This window comes from Kitasatospora hibisci, from assembly GCF_043950205.1.
Classification (GTDB): Bacteria; Actinomycetota; Actinomycetes; order Streptomycetales; family Streptomycetaceae; genus Kitasatospora; species Kitasatospora hibisci.
In genome coordinates, this window is record NZ_CP171642.1 from 5,789,508 (window position 1) to 5,807,403 (window position 17,896).

Here is a 17,896-nt window from a genome sequence, read left to right on the forward strand (position 1 = left end):
CCGACCGCCCCGACCGCCGAGGCCGCCCGGGCGGCCCGGACGCCCCTGCGCGCACGGTAGTCTCGACAGGTGCCGAATCTGTCCGACGTCATCACCGCACTCGAAGAGGTCTACCCGCCCCAGTGGGCGGAGTCCTGGGACGCCGTCGGCCTGGTCTGCGGCGACCCCCGGGCCGAGGTCCGCCGCGTGCTCTTCGCCGTCGACCCCGTGCAGGCGGTCGTCGACGAGGCCGTGGAGTGGGGGGCCGATCTCGTCGTCACCCACCACCCCCTCTATCTGCGCGGCACCACCAGCGTCGCCGCGACCACCTTCAAGGGCCGCGTGGTGCACACGCTGATCAGCAACGGCATCGCCCTCCATGTGGCACACACCAACGCCGACCACGCCGACCCGGGCGTCTCGGACGCGCTGGCCGAGGCCGTCGGCGTCCGCGTCACCGGTCCGCTGGTGCCGGACCCGACGGACCCGCTGGGCCGGCGCGGTGGCGGGCGGGTCGGCCTGCTGGAGCCCCCGCTCACCCTCTCCGCCTTCGCCGCGCAGGTCGCCGAGGGCCTGCCAGCCACCGCCGCCGGGGTGCGCGTGTCCGGCGACCCGACCCGGCTGATCAGCCGGGTCGCGGTCTGCGGCGGCTCCGGTGACAGCCTCTTCGCCGAGGTGCGGGCGGCCGGCGTCGACGCCTACCTGACCGCCGACCTGCGCCACCACCCGGCGTCCGAGGCCGCCGAGGCGGCTCCGGTCGCCCTGCTCGACGCCGCGCACTGGGCCACCGAGTGGCCCTGGCTCGCCCTGGCCGAGCGGGCGCTGCACGGCGCCGCCGAGAAGCGCGGCTGGGCCGTGGATACCAAGGTCTCCCACCGGGTCACCGACCCGTGGACCGCGCACGCCCCCATGTCCTTCACCGCCTGACCCGATTCACAGGAGCTCTCCGCTTGAACGCCGCGCCCGCCGACCAGATCCGCCTGCTCGACCTCCAGGCCATCGACTCGAAGCTCGACCAGCTGGCCCACCGGCGTCGCAGCCTGCCCGAGCACGCCGAGATCGACAAGGCCACCGCCGACCACACCGCGCTCAAGGACCTGGTCGTCGCCGCCCAGGCCCAGCAGGGCGACACCGCCCGCGAGCTGACCAAGGCCGAGCAGGACGTCGAGCAGGTCCGTGCCCGGGCCGCCCGCAACCAGCAGCGCCTGGACTCCGGCGCGATCACCTCGCCGAAGGACCTGGAGAACCTCCAGCACGAGATCGGCTCGCTGGCCAAGCGTCAGGGGGACCTGGAGGAGGTCGTGCTGGAGATCATGGAGCGGCTGGAGACCGCCCAGACCCGGGTCACCGAGCTGAGCGCCCGCCTGGAGCACTCCACCGTCGTGCTGACCGAGGCGGAGGGCCGCCGCGACGCCGCCTTCGCCGAGATCGACGCCGAGGCCGAGAAGGTCAAGCGCGACCGCGAGACCGTGGCCGCCGTCATCCCGGCCGACCTGCTGAAGACCTACACCAAGCTGCGCGAGCAGCAGGGCGGCGTCGGCGCGGCCCGCCTCTACCAGCGCCGTTGCGAGGGCTGCCGCACCGAGTTCTCCATCACCGAGCTGAACGCCATCAAGGCCGAGCCGGCCGACAAGGTCGTCCGCTGCGAGAACTGCTCGCGGATCCTGGTCCGCACCGCCGACTCGGGCGTCTGATCCCGTGGCCGGGCGCAGGCTCATCGTCGAGGCCGACGGCGGCTCCCGGGGCAACCCGGGGCCGGCCGGTTACGGCGCGGTGGTCCGGGACGGCGACACCGGCCAGATCATCGCCCGGGCCGCGGAGTTCATCGGCCACGCCACCAACAACGTGGCCGAGTACAAGGGCCTGATCGCCGGCCTGAAGGCGGCCCGGGAGATCGACCCGGACGCCTCGGTGGACGTCCGGATGGACTCCAAGCTGGTGGTGGAGCAGATGTCCGGGCGCTGGAAGATCAAGCACCCGGACATGCAGCCGCTCGCCGCCGAGGCGCGCACCGTCCTGCCGCGCGGCCAGGTCGAGTACACCTGGATCCCGCGCGAGCGGAACAAGGACGCCGACCGTCTCGCCAACGAGGCGATGGACGCGGGCAAGGCCGGCCGCGCGTGGGAGCCCGGGCCGCCCGTCGGGACGGCTGCCGCGCCGCGGGGCGCCGGCTCGGCGGCGGAGCCCGTGGAGCCCCCGCTGGAGAAGGCCGTCCCGAAGGCCGGCTGGGCCGCCCCCGCGGACCTCGGCACGCCGACCACCTTCGTCCTGCTCCGGCACGGCGAGACCCCGCTGACCCCGGAGAAGCGGTTCTCCGGCAGCGGCGGCAGCGACCCCGCGCTGTCCGAGAAGGGCCGCTGGCAGGCCGAGCGCGCCGCCGCGGCGCTGGCCGCGGCCGGCTCCGTCCAGGCCGTGGTCAGCTCCCCGATGCGCCGCACCCGGGAGACCGCGGAGACCGTCGCGGCGCGCCTCGGCCTGGAGGTCCGCTACGAGGACGGGCTGCGCGAGGTCGACTTCGGCGCGTGGGAGGGGCTGACCTTCGCCGAGGTGCAGGAGCGCCACCCGGACGACCTCCACGCCTGGCTCGCCTCGCCGAAGGCCAGGCCGACCGGCAGCTCGGAGAGCTTCACCACCCTCACCCACCGGGCCGGGGTCGCCCGCGACAAGATCCTCGCCCGCCACCCCGGCAGGACGGTGCTGGTGGTCTCGCACGTCAGCCCGATCAAGACGCTGGTCCGGCTGGCGCTCGGCGCACCGCCGGACTCGATGTACCGGATGGAGCTGTCGGCCGCCTCGCTCTGCGCCGTCCAGTACTACGCGGACGGCAACGCCTCCGTGCGGCTGCTCAACGACACCGGGCACCTGCGCTGACCGCGGCGGCGGGCTCCGGACCGGAGCCCGCCCGCGGTCGCCCGCCGCGGTCCGCGGCCGGCCTGGCCGGTCAGTGCACCTCGGTGACCACCACGTCCAGCTGCCACGGCTTGCGGGCCGTGCCCTCGGCCGCGACCTCCACCCGGTGGCCCAGCTCCAGCAGCGCGTCCATCAGCTCGCCAGGCGTCTTCGGCTCGGCGCCGGCCACCAGCAGGTCGCGGACCAGCCGGCCCTTGGTCGCCTTGTTGAAGTGGCTCACCACGGTGCGCCGGCCGTCGCGCTCCTGCAGTACCCGGACGGTCGCGGTCCGGGACACCACCTCGCCGGCGGGCTTCCACGCCGCCGCATAGGCCGAGCTGCGCAGGTCCAGCACCAGCCCGTCCGCCGCCTCCGGCAGCACGGACTCCATCGCGCCCCGCCAGAACGCCCCGAGCGCCCCCAGGCCGGGGAGTTTCACGCCCATCGAGCAGCGGTAAGGCGGGATCCGGTCGCCGATCCGCACCGCGCCCCAGAGCCCGGAGAAGACCAGCAGCGAACGCTCGGCCCGGTCGTACGCGGCCTCGTCCAGGGTGGCCAGCCCGAGGTTGTCGAACAGCACCCCGGTGTACACCTCGCCGGCCGGGAACGCGCCCGCCGTCGGGAGGCCCGCGTTGCGGGCGATCTCGCCGCGCAGGCCCGGGCTCAGGCCGAGCACCCCGGCGGCGACGTCCTCGTCACCCCGGCAGAGCCCGACCAGCGCCTCCAGCGCCCGCGTCCGCGCGGCCGTCAGCCCGGACAGCGAGAGCCCGTCCAGTGCGACCGGCACGCCGTCCCCGGACGCGGCCTTGCCCTCCGAGGGCGGCAACAGCACCAGCACAGCGGACTCCTCAACACTTTGTGTCGGACGCGATCCCCGCCACCCTACGCAACCGCGTCCGCCTCCCGGTAACCCGCGACCGCCACCGCCCCGGCCCCGCCGCCGAGGGCGAGGCAGAGCGGCGAGTAGGCGCGGACGTCGAGCCGGCGGAACCGCGCCGACCGTCCGCCCGACCCGAGGCCGGACAACAGCAGCCCGCCCGCACCGCGCGCCAGCAGCACCGCGGAGACGGTCCGCACCCCGGCCCGCCGCACCCGCGCCGGCCCCGCCGCCGGGAGCACCCCGGCCTCCGCCCCCACCAGGTACGCGGCCACCCCCAGCGCCCCGGCCACCGCGAGGCACGCCGCGGCCGACGGCATCCGGTCGCCCCGGCCGACCACCGCGTCCGCGAGCTCCGCGGAGGTCCGCAGGGGCCACGGGGACACCGCCCAGACCGCGTGCAGCACCCCCGCCCCCGCCAGTGCCCCGGCCACCACGGCCCCCGTCGTCGTCACCGCGCCCATCACCCGGCCCCCTTCGCCGCACCGATGCCTCGCTGCTCACGCTAGGGCTCCTTACGCGCCCCGCCCCAGCCGCCCCGAAACCGGTGTCGCCGCCGTCCTGCCCGCCCTATCGTCGAGCTGAACGAGGAGAGTGACGCGATGACCCTGCACCCCCTGGACCTCGCCTCCGGCGGCGACGCCGTGGAGGAGTCCCTGTCCGTCCGGCTGCCCGCGGACCTGCCGCCGGAGACCCGGCAGGCGCTGGAGTTCGCGCTGCGTGCGGCCGCCCAGGCCGTGATGGCCGGCCGCGTCCGGGTCAGCGAGGCGCCGGGTGCGGACCGCGCGGAGCTCGCGTTCGAAGTCCGCCAGTCCGAGCTCCCGGACGCCCTGGCCGAGCCGGTCCGCGACGAGCGCCCCGACCGCGCCGCGCGCCGCGCCGCCATGGTCGGCCGGATCCGCGAGGCCAACGCGGAGACGCTGGAGAGGCTGAAGGACCTGTGAGCGGGCCGGGGGGAACCGGGACCGAGTACCTCGACCTGGAGGACGTCACCTACCTGGCCGGCGGCCCGGAGAACATCCGTGATCCCGGCGCCCTGCTCTCCGCCCTGGGCCGCCCGCAGGCGACCCTGTTCGGTGCGGAGGCCTACCCGGACCTCTGGTCCAAGGCGGCCGCGCTCGGGCAGAGCCTCGCCCGCAACCACCCGCTGGTCGACCGGAACAAGCGCACCGCCTTCGAGGCGATGCTGCTCTTCCTCGACTGCAACGGCGAGCCCTACACCGACCCGCCGCCGGATGCGGCCGTCGCCTTCGTGCTCCGGCTCGCCACCGGCGGCTACGACGACAACGTCGCCCTCGCCGCCAAGGACCTCCGGGAGCTGCTGGGGCGCTGAGCACGGCAGCCGGGCCGCCACCCGGAGCCCGGGGACCCCGCCACCCGGACGGTCGGTTCCGCACCGGCCCGGAAGGGCCCGCGTGGGAGGATCGGACCGTGTCCGCACCCGCCTCCGCGGCGTCCGCCGCCGCCCCCGCCCCCGCGGCTCCGGCCCCCGGCCGGCGCCGGAGGCTGCTGATCCTGGCGATCTGCTGCCTGAGCCTGTTCATCGTCGGCCTCGACAACACCGTGGTGAACATCGCGCTCCCGGAGATCCAGAAGGACCTGGGCGCCCAGGCCTCCGGTCTGCAGTGGGTCATCGACGCCTACACCCTGGTACTGGCCTCGCTGCTGATGCTGTTCGGCTCGGTGGCCGACCGCTTCGGGCGGCGCCGGGTGTTCCAGAGCGGCCTGCTGCTCTTCGTGCTCGGCTCGCTGCTCTGCAGCATGGCGCCGAGCCTGGAGTGGCTGGTGGTGTTCCGCGCGGTGCAGGCCGTCGGCGGCTCGATGCTCAACCCGGTGGCGATGTCGATCATCACCAACACCTTCACCGAACCGCGTGAGCGGGCCCAGGCGATCGGCGTCTGGGGCGGTGTGGTGGGCATCTCGATGGCGCTCGGCCCGTTGCTCGGCGGTTTCCTGGTGGACGGGGCCGGCTGGCCGTCGATCTTCCTGATCAACGTTCCGGTCGGCCTGGCCGCCTGCCTGCTGACCGCCCGCTACGTGCCCGAGTCGCGCGCCCCCCGGGCCCGCCGGCTGGACCCGGTCGGACAGCTGCTGATGGTGGTCCTGCTGGGCTGCGGCACCGCCGCGATCATCGAGGGCCCGGAGCACGGCTGGACGTCGCCGCTGATCGTCGGGCTGGCCGCCGCCGCACTGGCCGCACTGGTCGCCTTCCCGCTCTGGGAGCGGCGGGTCGCCGAGCCGCTGGTCGATCCGCGGTTCTTCCGCAGCGCGCCGTTCACCGGCGCCACCGTGACCGCGGTCTGCGCCTTCGCCGCGCTCGGCGGCTTCCTCTTCCTCAACACCATCTACCTCCAGGACGTCCGCCGCTTCAGCCCCGTCGAGGCGGGCCTGTGGACGCTGCCGATGGCCGGGATGATGCTGGTCTGCGCCCCGGTCTCGGGCCGGATCGTCGGCAGCCGGGGTCCGCGCGGCCCGCTGGTCGCGGCCGGCCTGGGCCTCGCGGCGAGCGGTGTGCTGCTCACCCGGCTCGCGGCGGACTCCCCGGCGGCCCTGCTGCTCCTCGCCTACGCGCTCTTCGGGTTCGGCTTCGGCATGGTCAACGCACCGATCACCAATGCCGCCGTCTCCGGCATGCCGCGCGCCCAGGCGGGCGTGGCGGCGGCGGTCGCCTCGACCAGCCGGCAGGTTGGCCAGTCGCTGGGCGTCGCGGTGATCGGCACCGTGGTCACCTCGGCCGTGATCGGCCCGGTGCTCACCGGCTTCGCCCCGGCCAGCCACGCGGGCTGGTGGATCGTGGCCGGCCTCGGCGCCGCCATCCTCGTCCTGGGCCTGGTCACCACGACCGCCTGGGCGACCGGCACCGCGACCCGGGTGGCCGCCCGGCTCGGCGGTGAGCCGCCCACCGCCCGGCCCGGCGTACGGGAGGCGCCGCCCGAGCGGCTACCATGACCACTACGGCGGAAGAGCCGGCCGGGCGGTCGCGACGGGTCCCAGACCCGCCGAGGAACGTCCGGGCTCCACAGAGCAGGGTGGTGGGTAACGCCCACCCGGGGTGACCCGCGGGACAGTGCCACAGAAAACAGACCGCCCGCCGCTTCGGCAGCGGGTAAGGGTGAAACGGTGGTGTAAGAGACCACCAGCGACCGGGGTGACCCGGCCGGCTCGGTAAACCCCACCTGGAGCAAGGTCAAGATCGGTGCCCTCGGGCGCCGTGCGCGGATGTCCGAGGGCTGCTCGCCCGAGTCCGCGGGTAGACCGCACGAGGCTGTCGGCAACGGCAGCCCTAGATGGATGGCCGCCTCCTCGGGCCGCGCGAGCAGCCCGGGAGACAGAACCCGGCGTACAGGCCGACTCTTCCGTCGCCGACCTGGGAAAGGCCCCCTGACCTGCAACTTCGCAGGACAGGGGGCCTTTCCGCATTGAAAGCGCGTAACCGCTTGCTGACTCTTCGTGTCTATTGCGGCCTGTTTCTGGGTGCTGTGTGGCGATTGAGTGGCGGTGAAAACACGGTCTTCGGCTAGTGCGACCCGCCTTCGGCCGCAGGACTCGCACAGCCACGCCGCACTGTCCGGCCTAGGCAAGTCCCGGCCGTCCTGCTCATGGCCAGGGATTCGGGTCTCAGATGGACTGCTCGATTTGCTCGAAGATGTCCGCGTCCGTCTCCTGCTGCCAGGTCGGCAAGTCGTCCCAGTCAGCGACATACGAAGGCTTCGGATTCTCGATGTGCTTGTGGATCTGGGCGATCCGGCAGAGCGCGACGAAGCGGCCCTTCTGCTCGCGAGTCAGGTGGGCCGTGGTGCCGTTGCTGACCTTGACGAAGTCGCGGACCTGTCCGAACACAGCGGCTGCTGACTGTCGCTCCCACTCGGGGGTGTCCTCCCAAGGTGTGATGTGGCCGGGCTTGGGCTCGCCGGGGAAGTGCTTCTTCACGCCGTCGATCCATGCCTCGCGGAAGATCCGGCCGTCGTCCGTCACGTCTTCTCCTTGTCGTCAAGCGGCGCGCGAAAGCGCCGTGATCTTCTGGTTCAGGGCCGAGACTCGGCCCTCTGACAGCAGCGGCGCAAGACGTCCCTGGAGGCCTACCAGCTTCTTCCCGATGAAACCGGAGCCGGTCCGGTCGGCCAGTTCGATCGCGGCCTCGCTGTACTGCACGACCTGGTCCAGGTCTCCACGCTCGGCACCGAGAGCTGCAAGTTCGGCAAGTACCGCTCCGCGCCGACGCAACGACAAATCCTGCTTGAGTGCCGCCGTCAACGACTTCTCGGCAAGGTCGGGACGACCGAGTTCGAGATAGCAGGTGCCACGCTCCTCGGCGAGCCGCGAACCGTCGAACCGGAGCCAGCCACCGTTATGGATCTGCCCGTCGAGGGCGTGCACCTGGTCCGCTGCGTCGAGCGCCTCTTGGCACGCGTCCAGGTCGCCCAGGCCCGCGTAGGCCTCGGCCTGGACGGCGGCCACCCAGTACCGGGTCGAGAGTTGTCCGTCTCCCCGCTGAGCGACCCGCGAGGCCGCAGACAGCATGGGGGCCGCCACGGAGAACCGGCGCTCATACAGCTCGATGAAGGCGTGCCGGGTCATCGCGCACGCCCACAGGTCGTAGGCTTCGGCTTCCCTGCTGGCGCTTGCCGCCAAGGCGTAACAGTGCGCGGCGTCGGTGTACCGGTTGGCGTCGAAGAAGATCTCCCCGGCGAGCTGGTAGAGATCACCCGCCAGAGTGCAGAGGTGCTTGTGCTCAGCCTCCGTCCGCGCACCCTTAAGTTCCTGCGCCAACGCCCCGAGCTGATGCCGTACGAGCGGGTATACGGACTGCTTCGACTCGGACCAGCCGAAGATCTGCCACAAGTGCGAGTTCAGCGCGCCGGCGCCCTCCACCGACGCCCGGCGGGTAGCCGCTCCCGCATCGGGCGGCGGCATCGCGACCAACGTCCCCGTTATGGTCAGCAGGCCCAGGAAGTCGCGGCGTTTCATGTCGTCAGCATCACCAGAGGTCGGGGGATTCTCGGGGATCACCGCGCTGGCGTGAAGCATCAGCTGCGGGAAGAGGAGATCTTCGAACTGTTCGGGTGTGATCTTCAACAGCCTGGCGATCTTCGGCCGCTGATAGGGCTGGGGATCGGTTTTGCCGCTCTCCCACCTCACGACGGTGGACGTCGCCACCCCGTTCAGTTCAGCGAACTTCTCCTGACTGTAGCCCAGGGACTTGCGGCGTTTCTTCAGGTCTAACCGCTTCATCGAACGTTCCCCGAGGTCAGACCCGAATCCGCAGGTAGTGGCCGATGGTCCGTCAGTTGTTCTTTGGGGTGGGTCGTCGGCCGGGGTTCGGGGCTTGTGGGTAGGCCGGGGGCCCGGCTGTCGTGCCGGGTGGGCGGCTTTCCAGGGCGGTTGCGGTCGGCTCGGGCCGGGGCGGTCGGTCAGGTGGGCAGGAGGTGGCGGTGCGCCCGGATCCGGGCCAGTGTCTGGGCGATCAGCTCGCCCGCTTGCGCGGTGAAGTGCAGTTCGTGGCGGCGGGCAGTGGCCGTCCAGCGGGCAGCCCGGCGGATGAGCAGGCGGCGCACGGTGGCGATGCGGCGCCTCGCGACGCCGAGCGGGGCGAGCATCTGCAGCCACGCGGTGAGGTTGTAGGCCAGCAGCGCGTCCCACATCCACATCGCGTTGACCTGGTGGGAGGCGGAGGGCAGATGGTTCAGGCCGGCTCCGTGGGCGGCGTCGCGGAACAGTTCCTCGATCCGGGTGCGGCGGCGGAACTCCCCCTGCGCCGCCGCGATCTCCTCGTCCAGGTCCAGCTCCTCGTTGGTCGCGATGAACGAGGAGGCGTATGCCTGTTCCTCCAGACCGTCCAGGACCAGAGCGAGCTGGTCCCGCCCGACGGTCCGCGAGCGGCGCGAGCGCGGGTCCGCCGACAGGACGGCGGCGTCGTAACACACCCGGCGTGCCATCACGCGCGTGCCCCCGGGCCAGCCCGCGGGCACGTAGTCGAGCATGGCGACCTGCGCGTCCGGGTAGTCCACGGCGTCGATCCAGTCGTCCTCGTGCACGGCGGCGACCGCCCGCCACACCGGCCGGCTACGGGGCACGGCGAGCCGGAACAACGCCTGGCGGGCCACGATCTTCTCCGCGACCTTGCCCGCGTAGTAGCCGGAATCGCCCTGGAACAGGATCTGCCCGTCGGCTCCGGCGGCGCGCACGGCGTCCACCGCCCGGCTGATCTGCGCCGGGGAAACGGTGCGGCCGTCCGAGCGACCGTCGAGCAGGTCCGCGACCAGCACCGTGCCGGCCTGGGCCCAGTGCGCCGCGTGCACCCGCCCCGAGACCTCGCCCTTGTAGGAACGTAGGACCTGCTCCTTGCGGGTGGAGAACACCTCGATGTCCTTCGCGTCCAGGTCGATCGTGATCGGTCCGGACAAGATCCTCGCCCGCTCGCCGACCGGTAGCGCGGCCAGCGCACGGGCGCTGACCTGGGCCGAAGCCCGCTCGATACCCTCGCGCTGGGCCTGTCCGAAGCGGGCCGCGAGCGTGGCGGCCGTCGTCGCGGCAGGGACCGGCGCGGGCAGCAGGCCTTCACCGACCCGGTCCGCACGCAGGCGGTCGAAGCCGACCAGGTGGTCCTCGCCGGTCAGTTGCACCACCGCCGTCGCCAGCGCGAACTCCCCACCCGACAGGCCCCGGTCGCGCTCCTTGACCGGCCCGATCCCCGCGTCCAGCGCGGCGGTGATGCCCAGCGCCCGGTCCAGATCGGCCACCAGCAGCAGGCCGCCGTTCTCCGTCAGCGCCCCGTCCGGCACACCCACCGCGGCATGCAGTCTGGTCCAGCGCCTGCCGGGGGTGCGGGAGGCGGTACGGCGACGCGATATCGTCTTCACTCGACAGGTGCACTTTCACGTTTGAGCTGGTCAAGGTGTAGGAACCCCGATCTTCTCACTCGCGAAGTGCACCTGTCGTCGTATCAGCTACCCACCGCCGCCACTACCTGCGGATTCGGGTCTGAGCTTGACCGCGACGGCGACGGCGTCGCCTGCGAACCGAAACCCTGACCTGCTCCCGAGGTAGCCTGTCCAGCCTCCTTGGTCACTGGATCGGCAGCGACCGCTCGCACTCGTGGCAGCGCCGCTCAGCCAGCGCCAGCAGGTACCAGGGCTCGCCGGGGCGGCCTGTAATGCGCGTGCTCCAACGGGCCGGTATCCGTGCGCGGCTGCGGATCCTCGGGCACATCGGGATCCGCGCCCGCTGCGTGCACTGCCTGCACGGCGGGCTTGACGGTGGGCGGATGGCTTCGAACTGCACCTTGCGGGAGTTGGCCCGGGGCGCGTCGGCTGGAAGTGCAGTCGACCCTGCTATCAATAACACCGACGGCTTGGCGTACCTGTATGGCGGCGGCTGGGGAGGAGCCGATGTACGTCGGCCCTGACCCCTCTTTGAGGGGCAGGGCCGACGACGGTACGTGCCTGGCGGTGCCGGGCGCATGCGCTGTTTATGCAGCACCGGCCTCGGTGATCACTGGGAGATTCGGCTCTTCCTCAGGGAAGATCACCGCGTTTGGTTGCCCTTTGTTGATCCCAGGGCTCGATTCTGTTGATGCTCGGGTGGCGGGCTTGGACAGAGTTCAGCCGCAGTTGTGCTTGGATCCCCAATATGCCTGAGCGATCTCGTGGCCGTTGGGGTCCCACATGGAGATCTCCTCCCACACGCAGCCCCCGCTGTTGTTGTAGGCAGTCAGGGGGCCGGCGTAGGAGGAGAAGTAGCCGTCGTCGGTCTTCGCCACGTCCTTGTCGGAGTAGAGCCAGAACTGCATGCGCGTCTTCTGGCCGACGAACACGCGCTTGACGGCAACTTCGCAGTTGTTGCTGCCGTTCCAGTAGCCGTAGATGCTGGCGACCACGGTGTCGGAGTAGGCGCCCTCGCCCTTAATGTCCTTCGGCCCCCATACGAGGCTCCCGGGGCAGCCATACCCGGCAGCGTGCGCCTCGCCGGCGCTTATGACTCCGAACCCGACCGTAGATCCCATGACGAGTGCAACGGATGAGATGATCCGCACAGCCTTTGCCTTGATGGACAAAGCTCTTCCAATCGACTAGAAGAATCCGGGTAGCCACCAGGTAAGTCGCCCCCCGGCGAACCTTTAGGCACCGTCGCAGTTTGCGCGGGATGCCTTGCTGGCATTGATACTTTAATGCTGTGAGCTGACTGTCAATCAGCAAGATCTATTGACTTGCCTGTCAAGTGCGAGTTTTGGACACGGCGATTTGCGTCCCTCGTTCTGGCCGTAAGGCCTGAAAAGATCGGACCCAGTCGCTCGTTGGCCCCCTAGGGTGGAGTTCTAGTCTGGTTTGCTCGCCTATGTGACTATCTTTGATGGGCCACCGGTGGCCGGATCTGTGGCAAGTTGGGGCACGTTGTTTGGCCTTATCGGGTCGAGTTGCGCGCCATGATGATCAATTCAGTAGCATTTGGATGCGAAGCGCAGGATTCCGCTTGACTGTCATGCCCAAGTGGTGCATCTCGGTAGTTTCGTACTTAAGGTTCTTTTGTCAACGATTGCAGGAAAGGAAAAGTCGGGCCAGCTCTGGCTGGCCCGACCTGAATACAGAACGCAACAACACCAGATCGCGGCGATGCCTGCCCGTAGTACCTACGGGCACTGCGCCCGTGTGGTCGCTCTGACTGCGAAGCCGCGAAACGGATTCAATACGGCGAAAGCATCAGCCGTAGGTGGTGTTGGCACAGATGTCGTCGTCTGCTGACCGGGCGTCATTGGTGACGGTGGTCGGTAGCGGGGATGGCGCTGAGGGTGTTGCCTGGGCGGCAGGGGAACCGGCGGCGGCTGAGCCGCCGTTGGCCGTCGCGAAGTCCTTGCCGACGATCACGGTGACGCCGGGCTGGTTGCTGGGTTCGACCTTTGCCCCGGGGAACAGCTCGGCAACCTTCTCGGCATTGCTCTTCTGGCCGGCGCCGTACTCGACCATCGTGGTCGTGTACTTCGAGTTGCTGGCATTGCCGGCCTTGGTGACGCTGAACTTCGCCACCTTGAGCAGGTCGGCTGCCTTGCCCACCATGCCGCTGGTGGTGGTCCCGTTGTAGACGGACACTTTGATGTTCGAGTTGTCGGCGTCGGCTGTAGGGGCGGGGGTTGAGCTCGGCGTAGTCGGCGCTGCGACCGTAGCTGGGGAGCTAGGGGCGTCCGGCTGCTCCCCGGTGGCGTTCTGGCCGTCGATGGTCCGGTCGGCCTTTATGGTGTCCCAGAGCTTGTTGGCGTCCGGCTGGACGATGTCGATGTTCTTGTCCTGGGTGCGGTACCGCCAGGGCAAGGTGACGAACTTGAGGTCGTGCATGTCGATGTTCTTCAGCGAGAGGCCGAAGGAGAGCAGCTTGTCCGCGGAGTTCAGTCCGGGGTCGACGATCATCGACTTGGTGGCGGCGTCCGCGAGCGGCAGCAGCGTGGTTGGGTTGAGCCCCTGCTTCTTGATGTTGGAGGCGAGCGAGCCCAGGAAGGCCTGCTGACGCTTCATCCGGCCGATGTCGGAGCCGTCGCCGATGCCGTAGCGCAGCCGGACGTAGTCTAGGGCCTGCTGTCCCTGGACCTTCTGCGGCCCCTGGGGCAGGACGACGGCGCCCTTCTTGGGCAGCTTGGGGTTGATGTCGCCCTCGTAGATCGGCTTCGGCAGGCAGACGTCCACCCCGTTGACGGCCTTGGTCATGGCGGAGAAGCCCTGGAAGTCCACCACGATGGTGTGGTCGACCCGGATTCCGGTGAGCTTCTCGACCGTATTCTGGGTGCAGGCCGGGTTGCCGTCGTCGCTCTCGCCCTTCGAGAAGGCGGCGTTGAACAGGTCGCTGGTGGCAGCCTTGGACCACTTGCCGTTCGGCAGCTTGCAGGACGGGATCGCCACCATGGCGTTGCGCGGGATGGAGATGCCGACGGCGTGCTTGTGGTCCGCGTAGACGTGCAGCAGGATCGTGGTGTCCGAGCGGGCGCCGCCGTCCTCGCCGCCGCCGAGGTCGGCGTTGTTCTTGCCGCGGCTGTCCGAGCCGATCAGCAGCACGTTCACCGGCTTGTTGCCGTCCGCGTCGGCCTGGGCCTCCGGCGGGCGGTCGGTGGCGATGGCGTCGGCGTCGAAGGACTTGATGTTGGCGTTGAGCTTGAGGTAGATCGCGCCGCCGGCGCCGGATATCAGCACCAGCACGCCGGCCGCCGACCAGGCGACGATCTTCTTCACGTTCTTCTTGGGCTTGCGGCTGTTGCGCGCTGCTGCCCGCCCGCCTGCTGGCGGTAAGTTCTTTCCCTTTGCGGCCCGCCTTGCCTCCGCACGGCCACCCACGCGTGGCGAGGGCATGCTACCGGATCCGGCAGTCTGCACTCCGGAGCCACCGCCAGGTGGTGACTCACGACGGTTCGCCAGGCCTTCGCCGGTGCGGTCGGACATATACGTGCCTCTCGTTGTTGCCAGTACTTCCGCGAAGCCTCTCCTGCCGAAGCCCGAGCCCCCGTACAGGAGGACGATCAGGGACTGACTGAGGTTGCAAGGCTGAGTGGAGACGTCCTCCATTGCTGCTCTGCCGATCAGTCAGGTTCCTTTGTCAACGCCCTAGTAAGCGGTTCTCGCCTTGGCGGAGCATACAAGTAGACCGCAGGCAAGGTGCTCTGACCCCTCTTCATGTCTACTGGTGCTGCATCGCTCAATCGCGTAAGGATCTTGTCTGCTGAACGGTGAAGTCTGGGAATGGCATTGGGCCGGCCTCGATGGCTCAGCGATGTAGCTACCTTGGTGGTCAAGCCGCCTGGCGTGATTGGCAGTACCCAGATTCCGGCAGAAGGTAGCCAAACAGCAGAAACTGCCGATGCCCCATCTGGGTGGACAAATCAGGCATAGGTGCAAATGCTGTCTCGGCGGTTGCTCAGCCGAAGGTGAGGTCGGCGCAGGGGTCGGTGTCGGCCCCGCGGGAGTTCTCGGCGATGCCGGTGGGCACCCCGCTCGGCGCGGGCGGCGTGGTGCCGGTGGTGGTGGCGCCGGGGGTCGGGCCGCCGGGGCGCCGGCCGGTCGGGGCCTCCGGGGCGGAGTCGGTCCCCGTGGAGTCGAGCCCGGTGGACAGGCTCGGGAGGTAGTCGCGGCCCAGGGTGACGGTGATGCCCCCGTTGCCGGCCTCCTCGGTCAGCCGGGCCCCGGGGAAGAGCGGTGCCAGCTGGTCGGCGGCGTTCTTCAGGTCCGGGTCGTAGGCGATCTCGGTCTGCAGTCGGCCGCCCTTGGTGGCGTCCAGGGTGACGTTCTGGAAGCCCCGGCCGCGGATGGCCTCCGCGCCCTTGCCGGCGAGGCCGGCGGTGCCGACGCCGTTGACCACGGTGATCGCGGTGTTCGCCTGCTCGGGGGTGAGCGCGGTGGGCGTCGCTCCCGGCGTGGCTCCGGGCGCGCCGGTCGGGGAGGCGCCCCCGGGGACCTGCCCGGTGCCCTGGCCGTCCAGCGTGCGGTCCTCGCGGAGCAGCTTCCAGAGGGTGTCGACGTCCGGGTGAACCAGGTCGACGCGCCCTATCTTCTCGGTGGAGAAGCGCCAGGGGGTGGTGACGAAGGTGATGTCGGAGAGCTTGATGCCCTGCAGCGACTGGGCGAAGTCCACCAGCTTCATCGCGGTGCCCAGGCCCTCGTCCACGGTGAGCGAGCGGGTGGCGGCGTCGGCCAGCGGGAGCAGGGTCGGCAGGGAGAAGCCGAGGCCCTGGATCTTACTGATCATCGAGGAGAGGAAGGCCTGCTGGCGCTTCATCCGTCCGATGTCGGAGTTGTCGCCGAAGCCGTAGCGGGCTCGCAGGTAGTCCACGGCCGGCTGGCCGGAGAGCCGCTGCATGCCCTTCTTGAGCCGGATGTTGTGCGAGTTCACGTCGTTGGGGACGCAGACGTCCACGCCGTTGATCGCCTCGGTCATCGCGGCGACGCCCTTGAAGTCCACCACGATGGTGTGGTCGATCCGCAGGCCGGTCAGCGTCTCGACGGTGTTCTGCGTGCAGGCCGGGTTCCCCTTGGGGAACTCGCCTATGGTGAAGGCCGAGTTGAACATCTGGTTCGTCCTCGGCGCCGTCCAGCCGCCGCTCGGCAGCCGGCAGGCCGGGATGGTCACCAGGGCGTCGCGGGGTATGGAGACCCCGACGGCGTGCTTGTGGTCGGCGTAGACGTGCAGCAGGATCGCGGTATCCGAGTGGCCGACGCCGAGGTCGCCGCCGCCGAGGTCGGCGTTGCCGTCGTCCCGGGTGTCCGAGCCGAGCACCAGGACGTTCACCGGCACCGAGGCGCCCGGGGTGACCGGGACGGGTGCCGGCGGCCGCTCGGTGGCGACGCCCCCCGCGTCGAAGGTGCTGATGTTGCTGTCGAGCCGGTGGTAGAACCAGGCGCCGGCGCTGGCCACCGACAGCACCAGAACGGCCGCCAGGCCCACCGCGGTCCGTAAGATGCGCCGACGGCGCGAGCTGCTGCTCATCCTCCCCGGCCCCCGTCCTCTATGTCATCTTTGTACGCACCGGCGCCTGGGCAGGCCGGTGCGAGTCTCGAACGTTAGACGTTTCGGGGAAGTGTTCGGTTACAGCCGACGGCCGGCCAATTGGTCCGGACCGGCCGCTCGGGCTGTGATGCTGCTCACTAGTGAGGCTATTTGCCTAACGATGCCGTTTTAGTCCGGCGCAATGCTCCGCGGACGGTGGTGCCGACGCAGGTGGCGGGCAGGTCGGAGGCCCGCTAGGCGTGAGCATCGGCCTTGTTGCCCGGTACGGGACGGGCGGTGGCCACGACGAGGCGGGTGTCGGCGTCGATGACGACCTGCCCGGTCGCCGAGAACCGGTAGTTGCGGCTCGACGCCGCGATGCTGCGGTCGCGCACGGGGATCAGGGTGCCGTCCACGATCCACAACCGCTCCACGCTCGGGGCCGGGCGTGGAGCGGCCGCCAGCGCCAGGAGCGGGCCCAGGCGCTGGACGATGCGGCACATCGTCGCCGACGAGAGCCCGAACAACGGCGCCAACTGCCGCATGGTCAGGTTCGTCCGGTAGTACACAGCTACCAGCAGCACCCGGTCCGCCAGCGGCAGACACCACGGCCTTCCACCACCCGGCCCGTTGTCACCCCGCTCAAGCATCACCCGCACCAGGCCTTCGAACTGCCGCATCCGTAGCCCCGTGAACGTCTCCACCCACACCGGCTTAGCCCGAAGCACCCGACCCATACCGGAGAAATGCCCGGTCTCGGCGGGCTCGACGCCGTCCGGGCCCAGAGCCCAATCAGGTTCCACATCGAAGAGGACAACGTCGATCCCATGAACCCCAGACTCAGGGAGCTGGGCCACATCCACACCCGGGGTGCGCTGTCCGCGGAGCCGCCGGCCGCGGCGCTGACAACCCCAGGGAGCCGGCCAGGTCGAACTGCTGCCGAGGCCCCCGAACGCGTCCTCGTCGGCGACGTCCACCACGACCAGAACCGCACGCTGATCCCCACCCTCACCGCTCGCGGGATCCTCCGAGTGCACCTGTACGGCGGGCCCGAGCATCGCCCGGAGGCCGAGGAACTGGCCGTCAAGCTCACCGACGCGCACGACGCGGCCAAAGCCCGTGTGGTGTGGTTCCAGGACGCCGCTGACCCGGTGGCGGCCTCCACCCGCGTGCAGCTCCGTACCTTTGACCAAGACGCATCGGCCGTTGAGGGAATCGAAGCCCTCGGCGAGCAGCCGGAAGCTGTCCGGGCCACATTTGCCGAGTTCGCCGAGAAGCTGGCCGGTGAGGGTTTCGTTTTCCTGCACTCCCGGATCGACAGCGTCGGCCCTGTGCTGGTCGCTGTCCAGGACGGGCGCGTGGCGGGGGCGATCGGGCCCATGGAGACCATGACTGACCCCATCGGCAAACAACGACTTCTCCCGCAGTACTTCGGCGTTCTGCCGGAATATCGCGGCCACGGCCTCGGGCGGCTTCTGTGGCGTGCGGCGATGCACTGGGGCAAGTCGCACGGCGCCGACTACCAGCTCTTGCAGACGGCTGCTGGGGGTGCATCCGACCGGCTGTGCCAGAGCGAGGGTCTCGCCGACCTCGGGTTCGTCTGCACTACTACCGTCTGACGAGAGCGTGACGATGGGCGCGGAGGGGCCACTGGCCTGCTCGGGATGTGGCGATTGAGTGGCGATCGGGAGTCCC

The 17,896-nt window shown here is 70.3% G+C and carries 16 protein-coding genes, 1 other RNA gene and 1 pseudogene; 9 read left to right on the forward strand and 9 right to left on the reverse strand.

The annotated features are described in order from the left end of the window. The first annotated feature begins 69 nt into the window (after positions 1-69). The 3 genes from ACF9IK_RS25345 to ACF9IK_RS25355 are packed head-to-tail and all read left to right on the forward strand — an operon-like array spanning position 70 to position 2,850. Positions 70-906 carry a Nif3-like dinuclear metal center hexameric protein gene (locus tag ACF9IK_RS25345; protein WP_395296395.1) on the forward strand — a complete coding sequence of 279 codons (837 nt, stop codon included), beginning with the start codon at positions 70-72 and terminating at the stop codon, positions 904-906. 23 nt (positions 907-929) lie between these two features. After that, positions 930-1,673, forward strand: a complete 744-nt coding sequence (locus ACF9IK_RS25350; RefSeq protein WP_395296396.1) for a zinc ribbon domain-containing protein — start codon at positions 930-932, stop codon at positions 1,671-1,673. Positions 1,674-1,677: 4 nt separating this feature from the next. Continuing rightward, positions 1,678-2,850, forward strand: coding sequence for a bifunctional RNase H/acid phosphatase (locus ACF9IK_RS25355; protein WP_395296397.1), 1,173 nt, complete (start codon positions 1,678-1,680; stop codon positions 2,848-2,850). A 70-nt stretch (positions 2,851-2,920) separates the two neighbouring features. Here ACF9IK_RS25355 and yaaA read toward each other — a convergent pair whose 3' ends face one another. Together yaaA and ACF9IK_RS25365 are read right to left on the reverse strand one after the other, a co-directional pair. After that, positions 2,921-3,706, reverse strand: a complete 786-nt coding sequence (gene yaaA, locus ACF9IK_RS25360; RefSeq protein ID WP_395296398.1) for a peroxide stress protein YaaA — start codon at positions 3,704-3,706, stop codon at positions 2,921-2,923. 44 nt (positions 3,707-3,750) lie between these two features. Beyond that, a complete protein-coding gene (locus ACF9IK_RS25365; RefSeq protein WP_395296399.1) occupies positions 3,751-4,200 on the reverse strand; it encodes a DUF3995 domain-containing protein in 450 nt (149 codons plus the stop codon). A 147-nt stretch (positions 4,201-4,347) separates the two neighbouring features. Between ACF9IK_RS25365 and ACF9IK_RS25370 the strand changes: the two genes are divergently transcribed. The 4 genes from ACF9IK_RS25370 to rnpB all read left to right on the forward strand — a co-directional run bounded on the left by ACF9IK_RS25370 (position 4,348) and on the right by rnpB (position 7,104). Beyond that, positions 4,348-4,689, forward strand: a complete 342-nt coding sequence (locus ACF9IK_RS25370) for a hypothetical protein (RefSeq protein WP_395296400.1) — start codon at positions 4,348-4,350, stop codon at positions 4,687-4,689. Further along, on the forward strand, positions 4,686-5,078 hold the full coding sequence (locus ACF9IK_RS25375) for a type II toxin-antitoxin system death-on-curing family toxin (RefSeq protein ID WP_395296401.1): 393 nt from the start codon (positions 4,686-4,688) through the stop codon (positions 5,076-5,078). The genes ACF9IK_RS25370 and ACF9IK_RS25375 overlap by 4 nt, the downstream gene beginning before the upstream one ends. 98 nt (positions 5,079-5,176) lie before the next feature. Then, positions 5,177-6,694 (forward strand): DHA2 family efflux MFS transporter permease subunit, encoded by a 1,518-nt coding sequence (locus ACF9IK_RS25380; RefSeq protein ID WP_395296402.1) that lies wholly within the window; start codon positions 5,177-5,179, stop codon positions 6,692-6,694. Between the two features lie 13 nt (positions 6,695-6,707). Continuing rightward, positions 6,708-7,104: RNase P RNA component class A (gene rnpB / locus ACF9IK_RS25385), an RNA gene on the forward strand. A gap of 259 nt (positions 7,105-7,363) precedes the next feature. Here the strand turns inward: rnpB and ACF9IK_RS25390 are convergent. The 3 genes from ACF9IK_RS25390 to ACF9IK_RS25400 all read right to left on the reverse strand — a co-directional run bounded on the left by ACF9IK_RS25390 (position 7,364) and on the right by ACF9IK_RS25400 (position 10,605). Next, positions 7,364-7,720 (reverse strand): hypothetical protein, encoded by a 357-nt coding sequence (locus ACF9IK_RS25390; protein WP_395296403.1) that lies wholly within the window; start codon positions 7,718-7,720, stop codon positions 7,364-7,366. Between the two features lie 15 nt (positions 7,721-7,735). Next, entirely contained in the window at positions 7,736-8,977 is a 1,242-nt protein-coding gene (locus ACF9IK_RS25395; RefSeq protein ID WP_395296404.1) for a helix-turn-helix domain-containing protein, read from the reverse strand. 179 nt (positions 8,978-9,156) lie between these two features. After that, positions 9,157-10,605: an IS1380 family transposase gene (locus ACF9IK_RS25400; protein WP_395296405.1), complete on the reverse strand. Its 1,449-nt coding sequence runs from the start codon at positions 10,603-10,605 to the stop codon at positions 9,157-9,159. On the opposite strand from ACF9IK_RS25400, the gene ACF9IK_RS25405 reads away from it, so the two are divergent. After that, positions 10,540-10,776, forward strand: coding sequence for an excalibur calcium-binding domain-containing protein (locus ACF9IK_RS25405; RefSeq protein ID WP_395296406.1), 237 nt, complete (start codon positions 10,540-10,542; stop codon positions 10,774-10,776). The two genes, ACF9IK_RS25400 and ACF9IK_RS25405, sit on opposite strands and share 66 nt — an antisense overlap. A 569-nt stretch (positions 10,777-11,345) precedes the next feature. On the opposite strand, the gene ACF9IK_RS25410 is transcribed toward ACF9IK_RS25405, so the two are convergent. The 4 genes and pseudogenes from ACF9IK_RS25410 to ACF9IK_RS25425 all read right to left on the reverse strand — a co-directional run. Further along, positions 11,346-11,798, reverse strand: coding sequence for a hypothetical protein (locus tag ACF9IK_RS25410; RefSeq protein ID WP_395296407.1), 453 nt, complete (start codon positions 11,796-11,798; stop codon positions 11,346-11,348). A 643-nt stretch (positions 11,799-12,441) separates the two neighbouring features. Continuing rightward, on the reverse strand, positions 12,442-13,956 hold the full coding sequence (locus tag ACF9IK_RS25415; RefSeq protein WP_395296408.1) for an LCP family protein: 1,515 nt from the start codon (positions 13,954-13,956) through the stop codon (positions 12,442-12,444). Between the two features lie 679 nt (positions 13,957-14,635). Next, positions 14,636-16,201 (reverse strand): LCP family protein, encoded by a 1,566-nt coding sequence (locus ACF9IK_RS25420; RefSeq protein WP_395296409.1) that lies wholly within the window; start codon positions 16,199-16,201, stop codon positions 14,636-14,638. 257 nt (positions 16,202-16,458) lie between these two features. Next, positions 16,459-16,938 (reverse strand): annotated as a pseudogene (locus ACF9IK_RS25425) (helix-turn-helix domain-containing protein); the annotation flags it as partial. Between the two features lie 9 nt (positions 16,939-16,947). Here ACF9IK_RS25425 and ACF9IK_RS25430 point away from each other — a divergent pair. Beyond that, positions 16,948-17,820 (forward strand): GNAT family N-acetyltransferase, encoded by an 873-nt coding sequence (locus ACF9IK_RS25430; RefSeq protein ID WP_395296410.1) that lies wholly within the window; start codon positions 16,948-16,950, stop codon positions 17,818-17,820. Positions 17,821-17,896 lie beyond the last annotated feature (76 nt).